The sequence below is a fragment of the Pantoea sp. ACRSC genome (genome assembly GCF_022346785.1).
In the GTDB taxonomy this organism is placed as follows: Bacteria; Pseudomonadota; Gammaproteobacteria; order Enterobacterales; family Enterobacteriaceae; genus Pantoea; species Pantoea alvi.
Genome location: NZ_JAKRNN010000014.1, coordinates 1 through 13,808, shown reverse-complemented (window position 1 = coordinate 13,808; position 13,808 = coordinate 1). Strand labels below are relative to the sequence as shown.

Here is a 13,808-nt window from a genome sequence, read left to right as displayed (position 1 = left end):
GATGTTGAATACGCTGATCGTTGGTGCCAGTGGTTACGCTGGCGTAGAGCTCGCCACCTTCCTCAATCGCCATCCACATATGAACATAACCGCTTTGGCGGTTTCAGCGCAAAGCCCGGATGCCGGGAAGCGTCTGTCCGATCTGCATCCGCAGCTGAAAGGCGTGGTGGATCTGCCGCTGCAGCCGTTAAGCAGCGCGGCCGAGTGGGCGGACAAGGTGGATGTGGTGTTCCTGGCGACCGCGCATGAAGTCAGTCACGATCTGGCACCTGAGTTCCTGAAGGCCGGCTGCGTGGTGTTCGATCTCTCCGGTGCCTTCCGCGTCAACGACGGCGACTTTTATCAGCGCTATTACGGCTTCACCCATCAGCACGCCGACTGGCTCGACAAAGCGGTCTACGGCCTGGCGGAGTGGAACCACGCGCAAGTCAAAGAGGCGCAGCTGGTGGCGGTGCCGGGCTGCTATCCCACCGCGGCGCAGCTGGCGCTGAAGCCGCTGATCGAGGGCGATCTGCTTAACGCCGATCAGTGGCCGGTGATCAACGCCACCAGCGGCGTAAGCGGTGCCGGCCGTAAAGCCAGCGTCACTACCAGCTTCTGCGAAGTGAGCCTGCAGCCGTACGGCCTGTTCAATCATCGCCATCATCCAGAAATTGTTGCCCATCTCGGCGCGCCGGTGATTTTTACGCCGCACCTCGGCAACTTCCCGCGCGGTATTCTGGCGACCATCACCTGCCGTCTGAAGGCGGGCGTCACGCACGACGACGTAGCGGCGGCGTTCCACAGCGCCTATCACGACAAGCCGCTGGTGCGCGTCTATGAGCAGGGCGTGCCGGCGCTGAAAGCGGTTATCGGCCAGCCATTCTGCGACATCGGCTTCGCGGTGCAGGACGAGCATCTGATCGTCGTCGCGGCGGAGGATAACCTGCTGAAAGGCGCTGCGTCGCAGGCGGTGCAGTGTTTGAATATTCGCTTCGGCTTCCCTGAAACGCAGTCGCTGATTTAACGGACAAGGATGCACATGACAACTCCATTAATTATCAAACTGGGCGGCGTGCTGCTCGACAGCGAAGAGGCGCTGGCGCGCCTGTTCGACGCGCTGCTGGCTTATCGCAGCGCTCATCAGCGTCCGCTGCTGATCGTTCACGGCGGCGGCTGCGTGGTCGACGAGCTGATGAAAAAGCTGTCGCTGCCGGTGAAGAAGAAGAACGGCCTTCGCGTTACGCCAGCCGATCAGATCGACATTATTACCGGCGCGCTGGCGGGCACCGCCAATAAAACCCTGCTCGCATGGGCGAAAAAGCACGGCATTAAGGCGGTCGGGCTGAGCCTGGGCGACGCCGACCTGGTGAAGGTGGCGCAGTTCGATGAAGAGCTGGGACACGTCGGCCACGCCGAGCCGGGCGATCCGGCGCTGATTAACACCCTGCTGGCCGCAGGCTATATGCCGATTGTCAGCTCTATCGGCATCACCGACGCGGGCGAGCTGATGAACGTCAACGCCGACCAGGCGGCGACCGCGCTGGCGGCCACGCTGGGCGCCGATCTGGTGCTGCTCTCCGACGTGAGCGGCATTCTCGACGGCAAAGGCCAGCGCATCGAAGAGATGACCGCCGCCAAAGCGGAGCAGCTTATTGCACAAGGCATCATTACCGATGGCATGATTGTAAAAGTGAACGCGGCGCTCGACGCGGCGCGCACGCTGGGCCGCCCGGTGGATATCGCCAGCTGGCGCCACGCAGAGCAACTGCCTGACCTGTTTAACGGCGTGTCGATCGGCACCCGGATCCTCGCTTAACGACTTAGATTTAGGATGACGACATGAGCACGCAAAATATCAAGAAAATCGTACTGGCCTATTCCGGCGGTCTGGATACCTCCGCCATTATTCCGTGGCTGAAAGAGAACTACGGCGGCTGCGAAGTCGTGGCATTTGTGGCGGATATTGGCCAGGAGCGTAGCGATCTGGAAGGCGTGGAGAAGAAAGCGCTGCAGTCCGGCGCCTCTGAGTGCCACGTAGTCGATTTGCGTGAAGAGTTTATCAGCGATTACGTTTATCCGGTGCTGCAGACCGGTGCGCTGTATGAAGGCACCTATCTGCTCGGCACCTCAATGGCGCGTCCGATTATCGCCAAGGCGCAGGTTGAGCTGGCGCTGAAAGTCGGCGCGGATGCGCTGTGCCACGGTGCGACCGGCAAAGGTAACGATCAGGTGCGTTTCGAAACCACCTACACCGCGCTGGCGCCGCAGCTGAAAGTGGTGGCGCCGTGGCGTGAATGGAACCTGCGTTCCCGTGAAGCGCTGCTGGACTACCTGAAAGAGCGCAATATCCCGACTACCGCGTCGCTGGAAAAAATCTATAGCCGTGACGAGAACGCCTGGCATATCTCGACCGAAGGCGGGGTGCTGGAAAGCCCGTCCAATGCGCCGAATAAAGATTGCTGGGTGTGGACCGTGGATCCGCTGGAAGCGCCCGATCAGCCGGAAAACGTCACCGTCACCGTGGAAAAAGGCCGCGTTGTCGCGGTGAACGGCGAAAGGCTGAGCCCGTTCCAGTGTCTGGAAGTGCTGAACGCCATCGGCGCGAAGCATGGCGTAGGCCGTATCGACATCGTGGAAAACCGTCTGGTCGGCATCAAGTCGCGCGGCTGCTACGAAACCCCTGGCGGCACCATTATGGTCAACGCGCTGCGCGCGGTTGAGCAGCTGGTACTGGATCGCGACAGCTTCAAATGGCGCGAGCAGCTGGGCCATGAGATGTCTTACGTAGTTTACGACGGCCGCTGGTTTGCGCCGCTGCGTAAGTCAATCCAGGCCGCTGCCGAGTCGCTGGCCGAAGAGGTAAATGGCGAAGTCGTGCTGCAGCTCTATAAAGGTCAGGCGACGGCGATCCAGAAACGCTCCTCTAACAGCCTCTACTCGGAAGAGTTCGCCACCTTCGGCGAAGACGAGGTTTACGATCACCGTCACGCAGGCGGCTTTATCCGTCTGTTCTCGCTCTCTTCGCGCATTCGCGCCCTGAACGAGCAGAAGAAGTAATAACCGGCGAGGCGTGTGCCTCGCCCAACCAGATTTCGCAGAGGCGGCTTCGGGCCGCCTCTGGTTTAAGGATTGAAGGAGTTTCACATGGCACTTTGGGGCGGACGTTTTACCCAGGCAGCAGACCAACGTTTCAAACAGTTCAACGATTCGCTGCGCTTTGACTATCGTCTGGCGGAGCAGGATATTGTCGGCTCCATCGCCTGGTCCAAAGCGCTGGTGACGGTTAACGTGCTGAGCAATGATGAGCAGCAGCAGCTGGAGCATGCACTGAATGCGCTGCTGGCTGAGGTGCAGGCGGATCCAGAACAGATCCTGCAAAGCGATGCCGAAGATATCCACAGCTGGGTTGAAGGCCAGCTGATTGAGAAAGTCGGCGCGCTGGGCAAGAAGCTGCATACCGGCCGCAGCCGTAACGATCAGGTCGCCACCGATCTGAAGCTCTGGTGCAAAATGCAGGTCGAGGCGCTGCTGGGTGCGACGCGCGAGCTGCAGCAGGCGCTGACGGCGACCGCCGAAGCCAACCAGGATGCGGTAATGCCGGGCTATACCCACCTGCAGCGCGCCCAGCCGGTGACCTTCGCTCACTGGTGTCTCGCCTATGTTGAAATGCTGGCGCGCGACGAAAGCCGTCTGCAGGATACGCTGAAGCGTCTCGACGTCAGCCCGCTCGGCTGCGGCGCGCTGGCGGGCACCGCCTATGAGATTGACCGCGAACAGCTGGCCGGCTGGCTGGGCTTCGCCTCCGCGACCCGCAACAGCCTGGATACCGTCTCCGATCGCGATTACGTGCTGGAGCTGCTGGCCGATGCCTCTATCGGCATGGTACATCTGTCGCGCTTCGCCGAAGATTTAATCTTTTTCAACACCGGCGAAGCGGGTTTTGTCGAGCTGTCTGATAAGGTGACCTCCGGCTCATCGCTGATGCCGCAGAAGAAAAATCCAGACGCGCTGGAGCTGATCCGCGGCAAGTGTGGCCGCGTGCAGGGCGCGCTGACCGGCATGATGATGACGCTGAAAGGCCTGCCGCTCGCCTACAACAAAGATATGCAGGAAGATAAAGAGGGATTGTTCGACGCGCTCGACACCTGGCTGGACTGTCTGCATATGTCGGCGCTGGTGCTGGATGGCATTCAGGTAAAACGTCCGCGCTGCCAGGAAGCGGCGGAGCAGGGCTACGCTAACTCGACTGAGCTGGCCGACTATCTGGTGGCGAAGGGAGTGCCGTTCCGCGAAGCGCACCACATCGTTGGGGAAGCGGTCGTGGAAGCGATCGGGCAGGGCGTGGCGCTGGAAGCGCTGTCGCTGGCGCAGCTAAAGCAGTTCAGCGCGGCGATTGAAGAGGACGTTTACCCTGTTCTGGCGCTGCAGTCCTGCCTGGAAAAACGTAATGCGAAAGGCGGCGTCGCTCCGCAGCAGGTGGCATCCGCCATCGCCGAGGCGAAAAAGCGTCTCGGCTGATCGGCAGGCAAAAAAAAGGCGGGCAATAATTGCCCGCTAACCTCTAGCTTCGGAATTTAATTACTATTTTTATAGGCACATCATCAGAGGGCCAGCGCTCCGGCTGACACAGTGATTCTTTTACGCTGACAGCAGGTACTGCTCCAGATCGTCGCTGCCACCGATATGGCGACCGCCGATAAAGACCTGCGGCACCGTGGCGCGGCCCGATACGGCGCGCAGGCTAACGGTGGTGGCATCCTGACCCAGCACAATCTCTTCAAACGGCATATTGTTGTCGATCAGCATCTGTTTCGCTTTGGTGCAGAACGGGCAGCCAGGTTTGGTAAAGAGCGAGACCGACTCCTGCACTTTGAATTCTGGCGCCAGATAGCGCAGCAGGGTATCGGCGTCGGAAACCTCAAAGGGATCGCCCGGCTTGTCTGGCTCAACAAACATCTTCTCGATTACGCCGTTGTGCACCAGCATCGAATAACGCCACGAGCGCGCGCCGAAACCGAGGTCCCCTTTCTCAACCAGCATCCCCATTCCGCGCGTAAACTCGCCGTTGCCGTCTGGAATAAAGGTAATATTTTCTGCGCGCTGCTCCGCTTTCCAGGCGTTCATTACAAAGGTGTCGTTAACCGACACGCAGAGAATGCTGTCAACGCCATGCTGGGCAAAGACGTTGTAAAGTTCGTTGTAGCGCGGCAGATGGCTCGATGAACAGGTGGGCGTAAAGGCGCCCGGCAGCGAAAAGACGATAACCGTCTTGTCTTTGAACAGCTCATCGGTAGTAACGTCTACCCAACGATCGCCCTGTCGGGTATGAAATACGACCTGCGGAACCGGCTTACCTTCCTGAGTTGCAAACATATTTTCTCCTTGAGAGCAGATCGCCTGAATTTGTTGCGTGCATTATTCTGATCATTGCTTGATAGGGCTAATCGTTCATTGCTATCCTATCTATCGCCACGGGCTATCGTGGTCTGGAGGATAACAATGAACATTCGCGATCTTGAATACCTGGTTTCGCTTGCCGAGCATCGCCACTTCCGCCGGGCGGCGGATGCGTGCCACGTCAGCCAGCCGACGCTCAGCGGACAGATCCGCAAGCTGGAAGATGAGCTGGGCGTGATGCTGCTGGAGCGAACCAGCCGTAAAGTGTTGTTCACCCAGGCGGGCATGCTGCTGGTCGATCAGGCGCGCACCGTGCTGCGGGAAGTTAAAGTATTAAAAGAGATGGCGAGCCAGCAGGGCGAAGCCATGTCCGGACCGCTGCATATCGGGCTTATCCCCACTACCGGCCCCTACCTGCTGCCGCAAATCATTCCTATGCTGCATCGCACTTTTCCCAAGCTGGAGATGTATCTGCACGAGGCGCAGACGCAGCAGCTGCTGGCGCAGCTCGACAGCGGCAAGCTCGACTGTGCCATCCTGGCGCTGGTGAAAGAGAGTGAAGCCTTTATTGAGGTGCCGCTGTTCGACGAGCCGATGAAGCTGGCGGTTTATCAGGATCACCCGTGGCGCGACCGCGATCGCGTGCCGATGTCCGATCTGGCGGGCGAAAAGCTGTTGATGCTGGAAGACGGCCACTGCCTGCGCGATCAGGCGATGGGCTTCTGCTTTGAGGCGGGTGCGGATGAAGATACGCATTTTCGCGCCACCAGTCTGGAGACGCTGCGCAATATGGTCGCGGCTGGAAGCGGCATCACGCTGCTGCCCGCGCTGGCTGTGCCGCAGGAGCGCGTGCGCGACGGCGTATGCTATTTGCCGTGCTATAAGCCTGTGCCGCAGCGCACCATCGCGCTGGTCTATCGACCCGGTTCGCCTCTGCGCAGCCGCTATGAGCAGCTGGCAGAAGCGATTCGCACGCACATGCAGGGCTATCTCGATACCACGTTAAAACAGGCGGTTTAAGCCGTTTAGCGCGGCCACGCGATAGGCCTCGGCCATGGTGGGGTAGTTAAAGGTGGTATTAACAAAGTACTCGATGGTATTACCGCCGTTTTTCTGCTCCATAATCGCCTGGCCGATATGAATGATCTCCGCCGCACGCTCGCCAAAGCAGTGAATGCCCAGGATCTCTTTGGTGTCGCGGTGGAACAGGATCTTTAGACTGCCCACGTTCATGCCGACAATCTGCGCGCGCGCCAGATGCTTAAACTGCGCGCGGCCCACTTCATAAGGCACCTTCATCGCCGTCAGCTGCTGTTCGGTTTTGCCTACCGAGCTGATTTCCGGAATGGTATAGATACCGGTCGGGATATCTTCCACCAGGTGCGCGCTGGCTTCACCTTTGATAATGGCCTGCGCGGCGATGCGGCCCTGGTCGTAGGCGGCTGAGGCCAGGCTCGGATAGCCGATAACGTCGCCTACCGCATAGATGTGCGGCTGCGCGGTCTGATACATGCTGTTTACCTTCAGCAAGCCGCGTCCGTCCGCCTCCAGCCCGACGTTTTCCAGCGCCAGCGAATCGGTGTTGCCGGTTCGGCCGTTTGCATAGAGCAGGCAGTCGGCTTTCACCTTTTTGCCCGACTTCAGGTGCATAATCACGCCATCTTCAACGCCTTCGATTTTCTCAAACTCTTCGTTGTGGCGAATAACGACGCCGCTGTTCCAGAAGTGATAGGAGAGCGAATCGGACATCTCCTGATCGAGGAACGCCAGCAGACGGTCGCGGGTGTTAATCAGATCGACCTTGACGTTCAGCCCGCGAAAAATCGACGCATACTCGCAGCCGATAACGCCTGCGCCATAGATAATGACGTGGCCCGGCTCGTGATGCAGATTAAGAATGGAGTCGGAATCGTAGATGCGCGGGTGGGTAAAATCGACGTCCGCCGGATGGTAAGGGCGAGAGCCGCAGGCGATGACAAATTTTTCCGCCGTCAGGCGCTCGCGCGTGCCGTCGTAATGTTCGACTTCAATAGTGTTGGCATCGATAAAGTGGGCGTTGCCCTGAAACAGCTCGCAGCGGTTGCGCTCGTAAAAGCCCTGACGCATGGCGGTCTGCTGGCTGATGACGTTCTCCGTATGGTTAAGGATATCGGCGAACGAGGAGCGCAGCAGGCGAGTGTGATCGCTGTAAAGCGGGTTTTGGTTGAATTCAATAATGCGACTGACTGCATGGCGAAGCGCTTTGGAGGGAATGGTGCCCCAGTGAGTACAACCGCCGCCGATGTTATGGTAGCGTTCGATCACTGCGATGCGCGCTCCCTGCTTCACCAGGCCCATGGCTGCACCTTCACCTCCAGGACCGGAGCCAATCACGATGGCATCGTAATCGTAAGACTTTTGCATACCAGTACGTCCTATTTTCTATACATTTTTACAACGAGATTCTAACATCTCGCCGCGCACATCTGAATTCTAACAGTGAAATTCCCCACGGATTGACAAAGCGTGAGGTTCACAGGCGGTCACAAACTTTGACCTATGTACGCTGAATATTTTGTTATAGTGCCCTCTTAACTCGTCACAAGGCAGAGAGAATGGGCGTCAGAGCGCAACAAAAAGAACGTACAAGACGTACGCTGATCGAAGCGGCATTCAGCCAGCTCAGCGCCGAGCGCAGCTTCGCCAGTTTAAGTTTGCGTGAGGTTGCCAGGGAAGCGGGTATCGCGCCCACCTCTTTTTATCGTCATTTTAAAGATGTTGATGAGCTTGGTTTGACGATGGTCGATGAGAGCGGCCTGATGCTGCGCCAGCTGATGCGTCAGGCGCGTCAGCGCATCGCGAAGGGCGGCAGCATTATCAAAACGTCGGTCTCCACATTTATGGAGTTTATCGGCAACAATCCCAACGCGTTTCGGCTGCTGTTGCGCGAGCGTTCCGGCACGTCTGCCGCGTTTCGCGCCGCCGTGGCGCGTGAAATCCAGCATTTCATCGCCGAGCTGGCTGACTACCTTGAAGTCGAAAACCGCATGCCGCGCAGCTTTACCGAAGCGCAGGCGGAGGCGATGGTGACGATTGTCTTTAGCGCGGGCGCGGAAGCGCTGGATGTGGATATCGAGCAGCGTCGCAAGCTTGAAGATCGCCTGGTGCTGCAGCTGCGCATGATCGCCAAAGGCGCTTATTACTGGTATCGCCGCGAGCAGGAACGCCTGGCGGTCACCCTGGAAAAACCCGAAGAGTAATCGATAAGGATAATGCCATGACACAACCGACTTCCCGCGATAAAGGCACGCTGCTGCTGGCTTTTATTACCGGTTTAGCGATTAACGGCTCATTTTCCGTGCTGTTTAGCGCCTTTGTACCTTTTTCTATCTTCCCGATTATCGCGCTGGGGCTTGCAGTCTGGAGCCTGCATCAGCGTTATCTGAATCGCAATATGCCGGATGGCATGCCGGGTCTGGCGGCGGCGTTTTTCCTGCTGGGCATTCTGGTATATAGCGCGCTGGTGCGCGCCGAGTATCCCGATATCGGCTCTAACTTTATTCCGACGCTGCTGATGGTGGCGCTGGTGTTCTGGATTGGCGTGAAGATTAAGCGTCGTAAGAACAACGATTAAGGGCGAACCTGGAGTTTGACGTTTCCGTCAGACGGCTGGGTAAGTTAAAACGCGGGTGGCGTGGCACAAAGCGCAAAGCGGCCCGCGCCGTGGACAAAAACGCAGGGAGCGTTTCTGAACGGCGCAGAGCGCTGGCCCCTTTATCGGCGCGCCTCAAGGATGAGGTGCGTAAACAGGCGGGCGGGCAGCGATGCCTTGAGCGACGCTGCGACCGCGATACAGACAAGACCTTTTTATCCCTCTTTTCGCGTCAGCCACACGCCGCACTCCATATGGTGCGTATAGGGGAACTGGTCGAACAGCGCCAGGCGTGAAACCTCATGCGTCTGCGCCAGCGTTTGCAGGTTGTCGCACAGCGTCTCGGGGTTGCAGGAGATATAAAGGATGCGCGGATAGGCCTGCACCATCTTCACTGTCTCTTCATCCAGCCCGCTGCGCGGCGGATCGACAAAAATGGTTTCGCACTCATAGCTTTTCAGATCGATGCCCTGCAGGCGGTTAAAGCTGCGCACGCCGTTCATCGCCTGGGTAAACTCCTCTGCCGCCATACGAATAATCTGCACGTTATCGATCTGGTTGGCTTCGATATTGAACTGCGCCGCTGCCACCGAAGGCTTGGCGATTTCCGTCGCCAGCACGCGGCGGAAATTGCGCGCCAGCGCCAGTGAAAAGTTGCCGTTGCCGCAGTAGAGCTCGAGCAGATCGCCGCGCGATCCGCTGGTGACGTCCAGCGCCCACTCCAGCATCTGGATGTTCATTGCCGCATTGGGCTGGGTAAAGCTGTTCTCCACCTGGCGATAGATCATTTCGCGGCCCGCCACCGGCAGGCGTTCGTCGATAAAATCCTGATCGAGACAGATTTTGGTTTTGGTGGCACGCCCAATCAGCTGCGCCTTATAACCTTTGGCGCGCAGCGCGTCGCGCAGGGCGCTCGCCGCTTCAACCCAGTCCGCCTCGAGCTTGCGGTGGTAGAGCAGGGAGATAACGATCTCATCGCTCATGGTCGAGAGATAGTCGATCTGAAACAGCTTATGGCGCAGCACGCGGTTATCGCGGATCGCCGCGATCATTTCCGGCATCACCGCATTGATCAGCTCGCTGGCGGCGGGAAAACGATCGACGCGAATACGCTCGCGCGTCGCCTGATCGAAGATGATGTGGTAAAGATCGTCGCCATCGTGCCAGAGGCGGAACTCCGCGCGCATCCGGTAGTGGCTGACCGGCGAGCGAAACACCTCCGCTTCAGGCGCGGCGAATGGCGTCATCATCGTTTGTAAACGGCTGACTTTCTCGGCCAGTTGCGCGTCGTACTGTTCAGTCGGGAGATGTTCGGGTGTCATGTGCGATCCTGGTTAATAGCAAACTTGCCGGGCGATTGTAGGCATTCACCTGGCGTTGTCCAGTCCTGTGCGCGCCGGGCAGTATGGCAGTCTGGACTTCCATTACCACTCCTGTAGACTGCCTGCGCCGGCCTCAGCCTGAGTTAATAGGGAATCCAGTGCGAATCTGGAGCTGACGCGCAGCGGTAAGGAATGTCGTGGCGATCGCCTTGCAGACACTGTCCAGCTGGATGGGAAGTCTTCGCCACTTTATGGTTCCCAGCCCGAAGACCTGCCGGCGTGACGTCGCAACTCGTACGGTCATCGCGTGCTATCGATCGTATATCTGCGGCATCCTGTTTCGTCTTTTGGATGCTCATAACAATGAAAAAACACTCCGCTTCGCTGTTCGCATTTAGCGCAACGGCGCTTGCTCTCTGGGCGCAACCTGGTTTCGCTCAGGATAATGATGATACGCAAATTGTCACCGCCAACCGTTTCGCTCAGCCAGCTTCGTCGGTGCTGGCGCCCACCACGGTGGTGACGCGCGCCGAGATCGACCGCTGGCAGGCAAAAAGCCTGACCGATGTTATGCGCCGTCTGCCTGGCGTCGACGTGGCGCAGAATGGCGGCCTGGGGCAAACCAGCTCGCTGTTTATTCGCGGCACCAACTCCAGCCACGTGCTGATCCTGATTGACGGTATTCGCCTCAACCAGGCGGGCATCTCCGGCTCCTCAGACCTTAGCCAGATCCCGCTTTCGCTGGTGCAGCGTATTGAATATATCCGCGGTGCGCGCTCGGCGGTCTATGGATCGGATGCTATCGGCGGCGTGGTGAACATTATTACCGGCCGCGCGCAGCCCGGCACGACGCTCACCGCAGGCGCCGGCTCGAAAGGCTATCAGTCTTACGACGGGTCTACGCAGCAGCAGCTGGGCGACGCCACCAGAGTAACGCTGGCTGGCAACTACACCTATACCCGCGGCTTCGACGTCGGCGCAGGCTATCCTAACGACTATGGTCCGGCGCAGGGCGACAGAGATGGTTTTATGAGTAAAACCCTCTATGGCAACCTTGAGCACCAGTTCAGCGATGAGCTGAGCGGATTCGTGCGCGGCTACGGTTTTGACAACCGCACCGCCTATGACGGTTCTTATAGCTATGATGACAGCTACACCAGTATTGTCGGCCTGGCGGATACGCGTCAGCTCTATAGTCAGACCTGGGATACTGGCCTGCGCTTCAACCGGGATAGCTATTCAACGCAGCTGATCGCCAGCTACAGCCGCACCAAAGACATTAACTACGATCCGCGCAACGGCCGCTTTGGCGCCGCCTCGACCTTTGATGACGTTACCCAGTACAATTTTCAGTGGGGTAACACCGTGCAGGTTGGCCAGGGCGCGATTAGCGGCGGCGTCGACTGGCAGAAAGAGACCACTGAACCGGGTACCAACTACCTGGCGGACGGGTATGAGCAGCGCAACACCGGCCTCTATCTTACCGGACAGCAGCAGTACGGCAGCGTGACGCTGGAGGGCGCGCTGCGCGGCGATGACAATAACCAGTTCGGCTGGCACAACACCTGGCAAACCGCTGCATCCTGGGAGTTTATTTCAGGTTATCGCGCCTTCGCCTCCTACGGCACCGCCTTTAAGGCGCCAAACCTCTCCCAGATCTATAGTCCAGGCTACGGCAATCCCGACCTGGATCCAGAAAAGAGTAAGCAGTGGGAAGGGGGCTTCGAAGGGCTGACCGGTCCGGTTAGCTGGCGGGTATCCGGTTATCGCAACGACATTGATAACCTGATAGACAGCGATCCGACCACCTATCGCTACTACAACATCAGCAAGGCGCACATTAAAGGCGTCGAGGCGACCGCCTCGTTCGATACCGGCCCGCTGGGCCACCAGATCTCCTATGACTACGTTGATGCACGCGATGGCGAAACGGATCAACAGCTGGTGCGCCGTGCAAAACAGCAGGTTAAGTATCAGCTCGACTGGTCTCTCTATGATTTCGACTGGTCGGTGACTTATCACTATCTGGGCGATCGCTTTGATAACGACTACAACAGCTATCCTACCCGTCGCGTTAAACTGGGCGGTGTTAGCCTGTGGGATCTCGCGGTGTCGTATCCGGTCACATCTCAGCTGATGGTTCGTGGTAGAATTGCCAACCTGTTTGATAAAGATTACGAGACAGCGTATGGCTATCGAACTCCAGGAACGGAGTATTACCTCAGCGCCAGCTACAGCTTCTGATCTGCGCCCCACCGTGCTGGTGTTTGACTCCGGCGTGGGTGGGCTCTCTGTCTATGACGAGGTCCGGCAGCTACTGCCGGATCTGCACTATCTCTACGCTTTCGACAACGCCGGTTTTCCCTACGGAGAAAAGAGCGAAGAGTATATTGTCGAGCGCGTCGTCGATATCGTCGGCGCGATTGCCAGCCGTCATCCGCTTTCGCTTTGCATCATCGCCTGTAATACCGCCAGTACGGTCTCTTTGCCAGCGCTGCGCGCGCGCTTCGGCTTTCCCGTCGTTGGCGTCGTACCAGCAATTAAGCCTGCGGCGCGTCTGACGCGTAATGGTGTCGTCGGGCTGCTGGCGACGCGCGCGACCGTACGTCGTCCCTATACGCACGATCTTGTGGCGCAGTTCGCCTCCTCATGCCGGATTGCCATGCTGGGTTCGGCGGAGCTGGTGGAGCTGGCTGAACAGAAGCTTCATGGTCAGACTATCGCGATAGAGGATGTGCGGCGTATCGTTCAGCCCTGGCTGCGTATGGCCGAACCGCCAGATACGGTGGTGCTGGGCTGCACGCACTTTCCTTTACTGCGTGAAGAGCTACAGCAGGTGTTGCCCGAAGGCACGCGTTTAATTGATTCGGGCGCAGCGATAGCGCGCCGCACCGCCTGGCTGCTGGAGCATGAATCGCCTGGGGTACAGACTTCGCAGGCGAACTGTGCGTTTTGTACCGAGCTCAACGGTGAAGCGCTGCAATTATCACCGGTTTTACAGCGTTATGGCTTTCCGGCGCTGGAAAAAGTGGCGGTTTAGGGTAGTTTTGCTGAAAAAATAGTCACTCAGAAATTAATTTGAAATTAGCGCTTGTCAGCCCGAAAGAACTCCCTATAATGCGCCTCCACTGACACGGCACAACGGCTTACGGAATGCGGTGTTAAGTAAGATTCGACAAGGTTCGAATCGTCAGGAGAGCAAAAATAAATGCTTGACTGATAAAGCGGAAAGCGTAATATACGCAGCCCGCGCCGCTGAATAATCGCGGCATGCTCTTTAACAATTTATCAGACAATCTGTGTGGGCACTCGAGAGCAGATATCAAAAGCCTTCGGGCTTTAAAAAATATCAAGCCTCACGAGTGGACACATAATGACATTCATTATGACGTTTTACAGATGAGCACCGCTTAACTGGTTTAAGCAAATCAAACTTAAATTGAAGAGTTTGATCATGGCTCAGATTGAACGCTGGC

Annotated in this window: 12 protein-coding genes and 1 riboswitch; of the genes, 9 read left to right on the top strand and 3 right to left on the bottom strand. The window is 57.9% G+C overall.

Annotation, left to right across the window (positions count from 1 at the left end; translation table 11 throughout):
• The first annotated feature begins 1 nt into the window (after window position 1).
• From argC to argH, 4 genes are all read left to right on the top strand, one after another.
• Complete coding sequence (argC, locus tag MHZ97_RS14390) at window positions 2-1,006, top strand: N-acetyl-gamma-glutamyl-phosphate reductase (RefSeq protein WP_103797155.1); 1,005 nt, start codon at window positions 2-4, stop codon at window positions 1,004-1,006.
• A 15-nt stretch (window positions 1,007-1,021) separates the two neighbouring features.
• Window positions 1,022-1,798, top strand: coding sequence for an acetylglutamate kinase (argB, locus tag MHZ97_RS14385; RefSeq protein ID WP_239315505.1), 777 nt, complete (start codon window positions 1,022-1,024; stop codon window positions 1,796-1,798).
• Window positions 1,799-1,821: 23 nt separating this feature from the next.
• Window positions 1,822-3,039, top strand: coding sequence for an argininosuccinate synthase (locus MHZ97_RS14380; RefSeq protein ID WP_103797157.1), 1,218 nt, complete (start codon window positions 1,822-1,824; stop codon window positions 3,037-3,039).
• A gap of 87 nt (window positions 3,040-3,126) precedes the next feature.
• Window positions 3,127-4,500, top strand: coding sequence for an argininosuccinate lyase (gene argH / locus MHZ97_RS14375; protein WP_239315504.1), 1,374 nt, complete (start codon window positions 3,127-3,129; stop codon window positions 4,498-4,500).
• A 120-nt stretch (window positions 4,501-4,620) separates the two neighbouring features.
• Here the strand turns inward: argH and MHZ97_RS14370 are convergent, their stop codons facing one another.
• Complete coding sequence (locus MHZ97_RS14370) at window positions 4,621-5,355, bottom strand: glutathione peroxidase (RefSeq protein ID WP_239315503.1); 735 nt, start codon at window positions 5,353-5,355, stop codon at window positions 4,621-4,623.
• 126 nt (window positions 5,356-5,481) lie between these two features.
• Between MHZ97_RS14370 and oxyR the strand changes: the two genes are divergently transcribed.
• Window positions 5,482-6,399 carry a DNA-binding transcriptional regulator OxyR gene (gene oxyR, locus MHZ97_RS14365; protein WP_033792985.1) on the top strand — a complete coding sequence of 306 codons (918 nt, stop codon included), beginning with the start codon at window positions 5,482-5,484 and terminating at the stop codon, window positions 6,397-6,399.
• On the opposite strand, the gene sthA is transcribed toward oxyR, so the two are convergent.
• Complete coding sequence (sthA, locus tag MHZ97_RS14360; RefSeq protein ID WP_103797160.1) at window positions 6,382-7,782, bottom strand: Si-specific NAD(P)(+) transhydrogenase; 1,401 nt, start codon at window positions 7,780-7,782, stop codon at window positions 6,382-6,384. The genes oxyR and sthA overlap by 18 nt on opposite strands.
• 191 nt (window positions 7,783-7,973) lie before the next feature.
• Here sthA and fabR point away from each other — a divergent pair, with 191 nt between their 5' ends.
• Together fabR and MHZ97_RS14350 are read left to right on the top strand one after the other, a co-directional pair.
• Entirely contained in the window at window positions 7,974-8,618 is a 645-nt protein-coding gene (gene fabR / locus MHZ97_RS14355) for an HTH-type transcriptional repressor FabR (RefSeq protein WP_033755575.1), read from the top strand.
• Window positions 8,619-8,635: 17 nt separating this feature from the next.
• Window positions 8,636-8,992 carry a YijD family membrane protein gene (locus MHZ97_RS14350; RefSeq protein ID WP_103797161.1) on the top strand — a complete coding sequence of 119 codons (357 nt, stop codon included), beginning with the start codon at window positions 8,636-8,638 and terminating at the stop codon, window positions 8,990-8,992.
• 233 nt (window positions 8,993-9,225) lie between these two features.
• Here MHZ97_RS14350 and trmA read toward each other — a convergent pair whose 3' ends face one another.
• On the bottom strand, window positions 9,226-10,332 hold the full coding sequence (trmA, locus tag MHZ97_RS14345) for a tRNA (uridine(54)-C5)-methyltransferase TrmA (protein WP_239315502.1): 1,107 nt from the start codon (window positions 10,330-10,332) through the stop codon (window positions 9,226-9,228).
• Window positions 10,333-10,443: 111 nt separating this feature from the next.
• Window positions 10,444-10,626: riboswitch (cobalamin riboswitch) on the top strand.
• A gap of 69 nt (window positions 10,627-10,695) precedes the next feature.
• On the opposite strand from trmA, the gene btuB reads away from it, so the two are divergent.
• Together btuB and murI are read left to right on the top strand one after the other, a co-directional pair.
• Window positions 10,696-12,576: a TonB-dependent vitamin B12 receptor BtuB gene (gene btuB, locus MHZ97_RS14340; RefSeq protein ID WP_239315501.1), complete on the top strand. Its 1,881-nt coding sequence runs from the start codon at window positions 10,696-10,698 to the stop codon at window positions 12,574-12,576.
• A complete protein-coding gene (gene murI, locus MHZ97_RS14335) occupies window positions 12,521-13,372 on the top strand; it encodes a glutamate racemase (protein WP_239315500.1) in 852 nt (283 codons plus the stop codon). The genes btuB and murI overlap by 56 nt, the downstream gene beginning before the upstream one ends.
• Window positions 13,373-13,808: the final 436 nt, after the last annotated feature.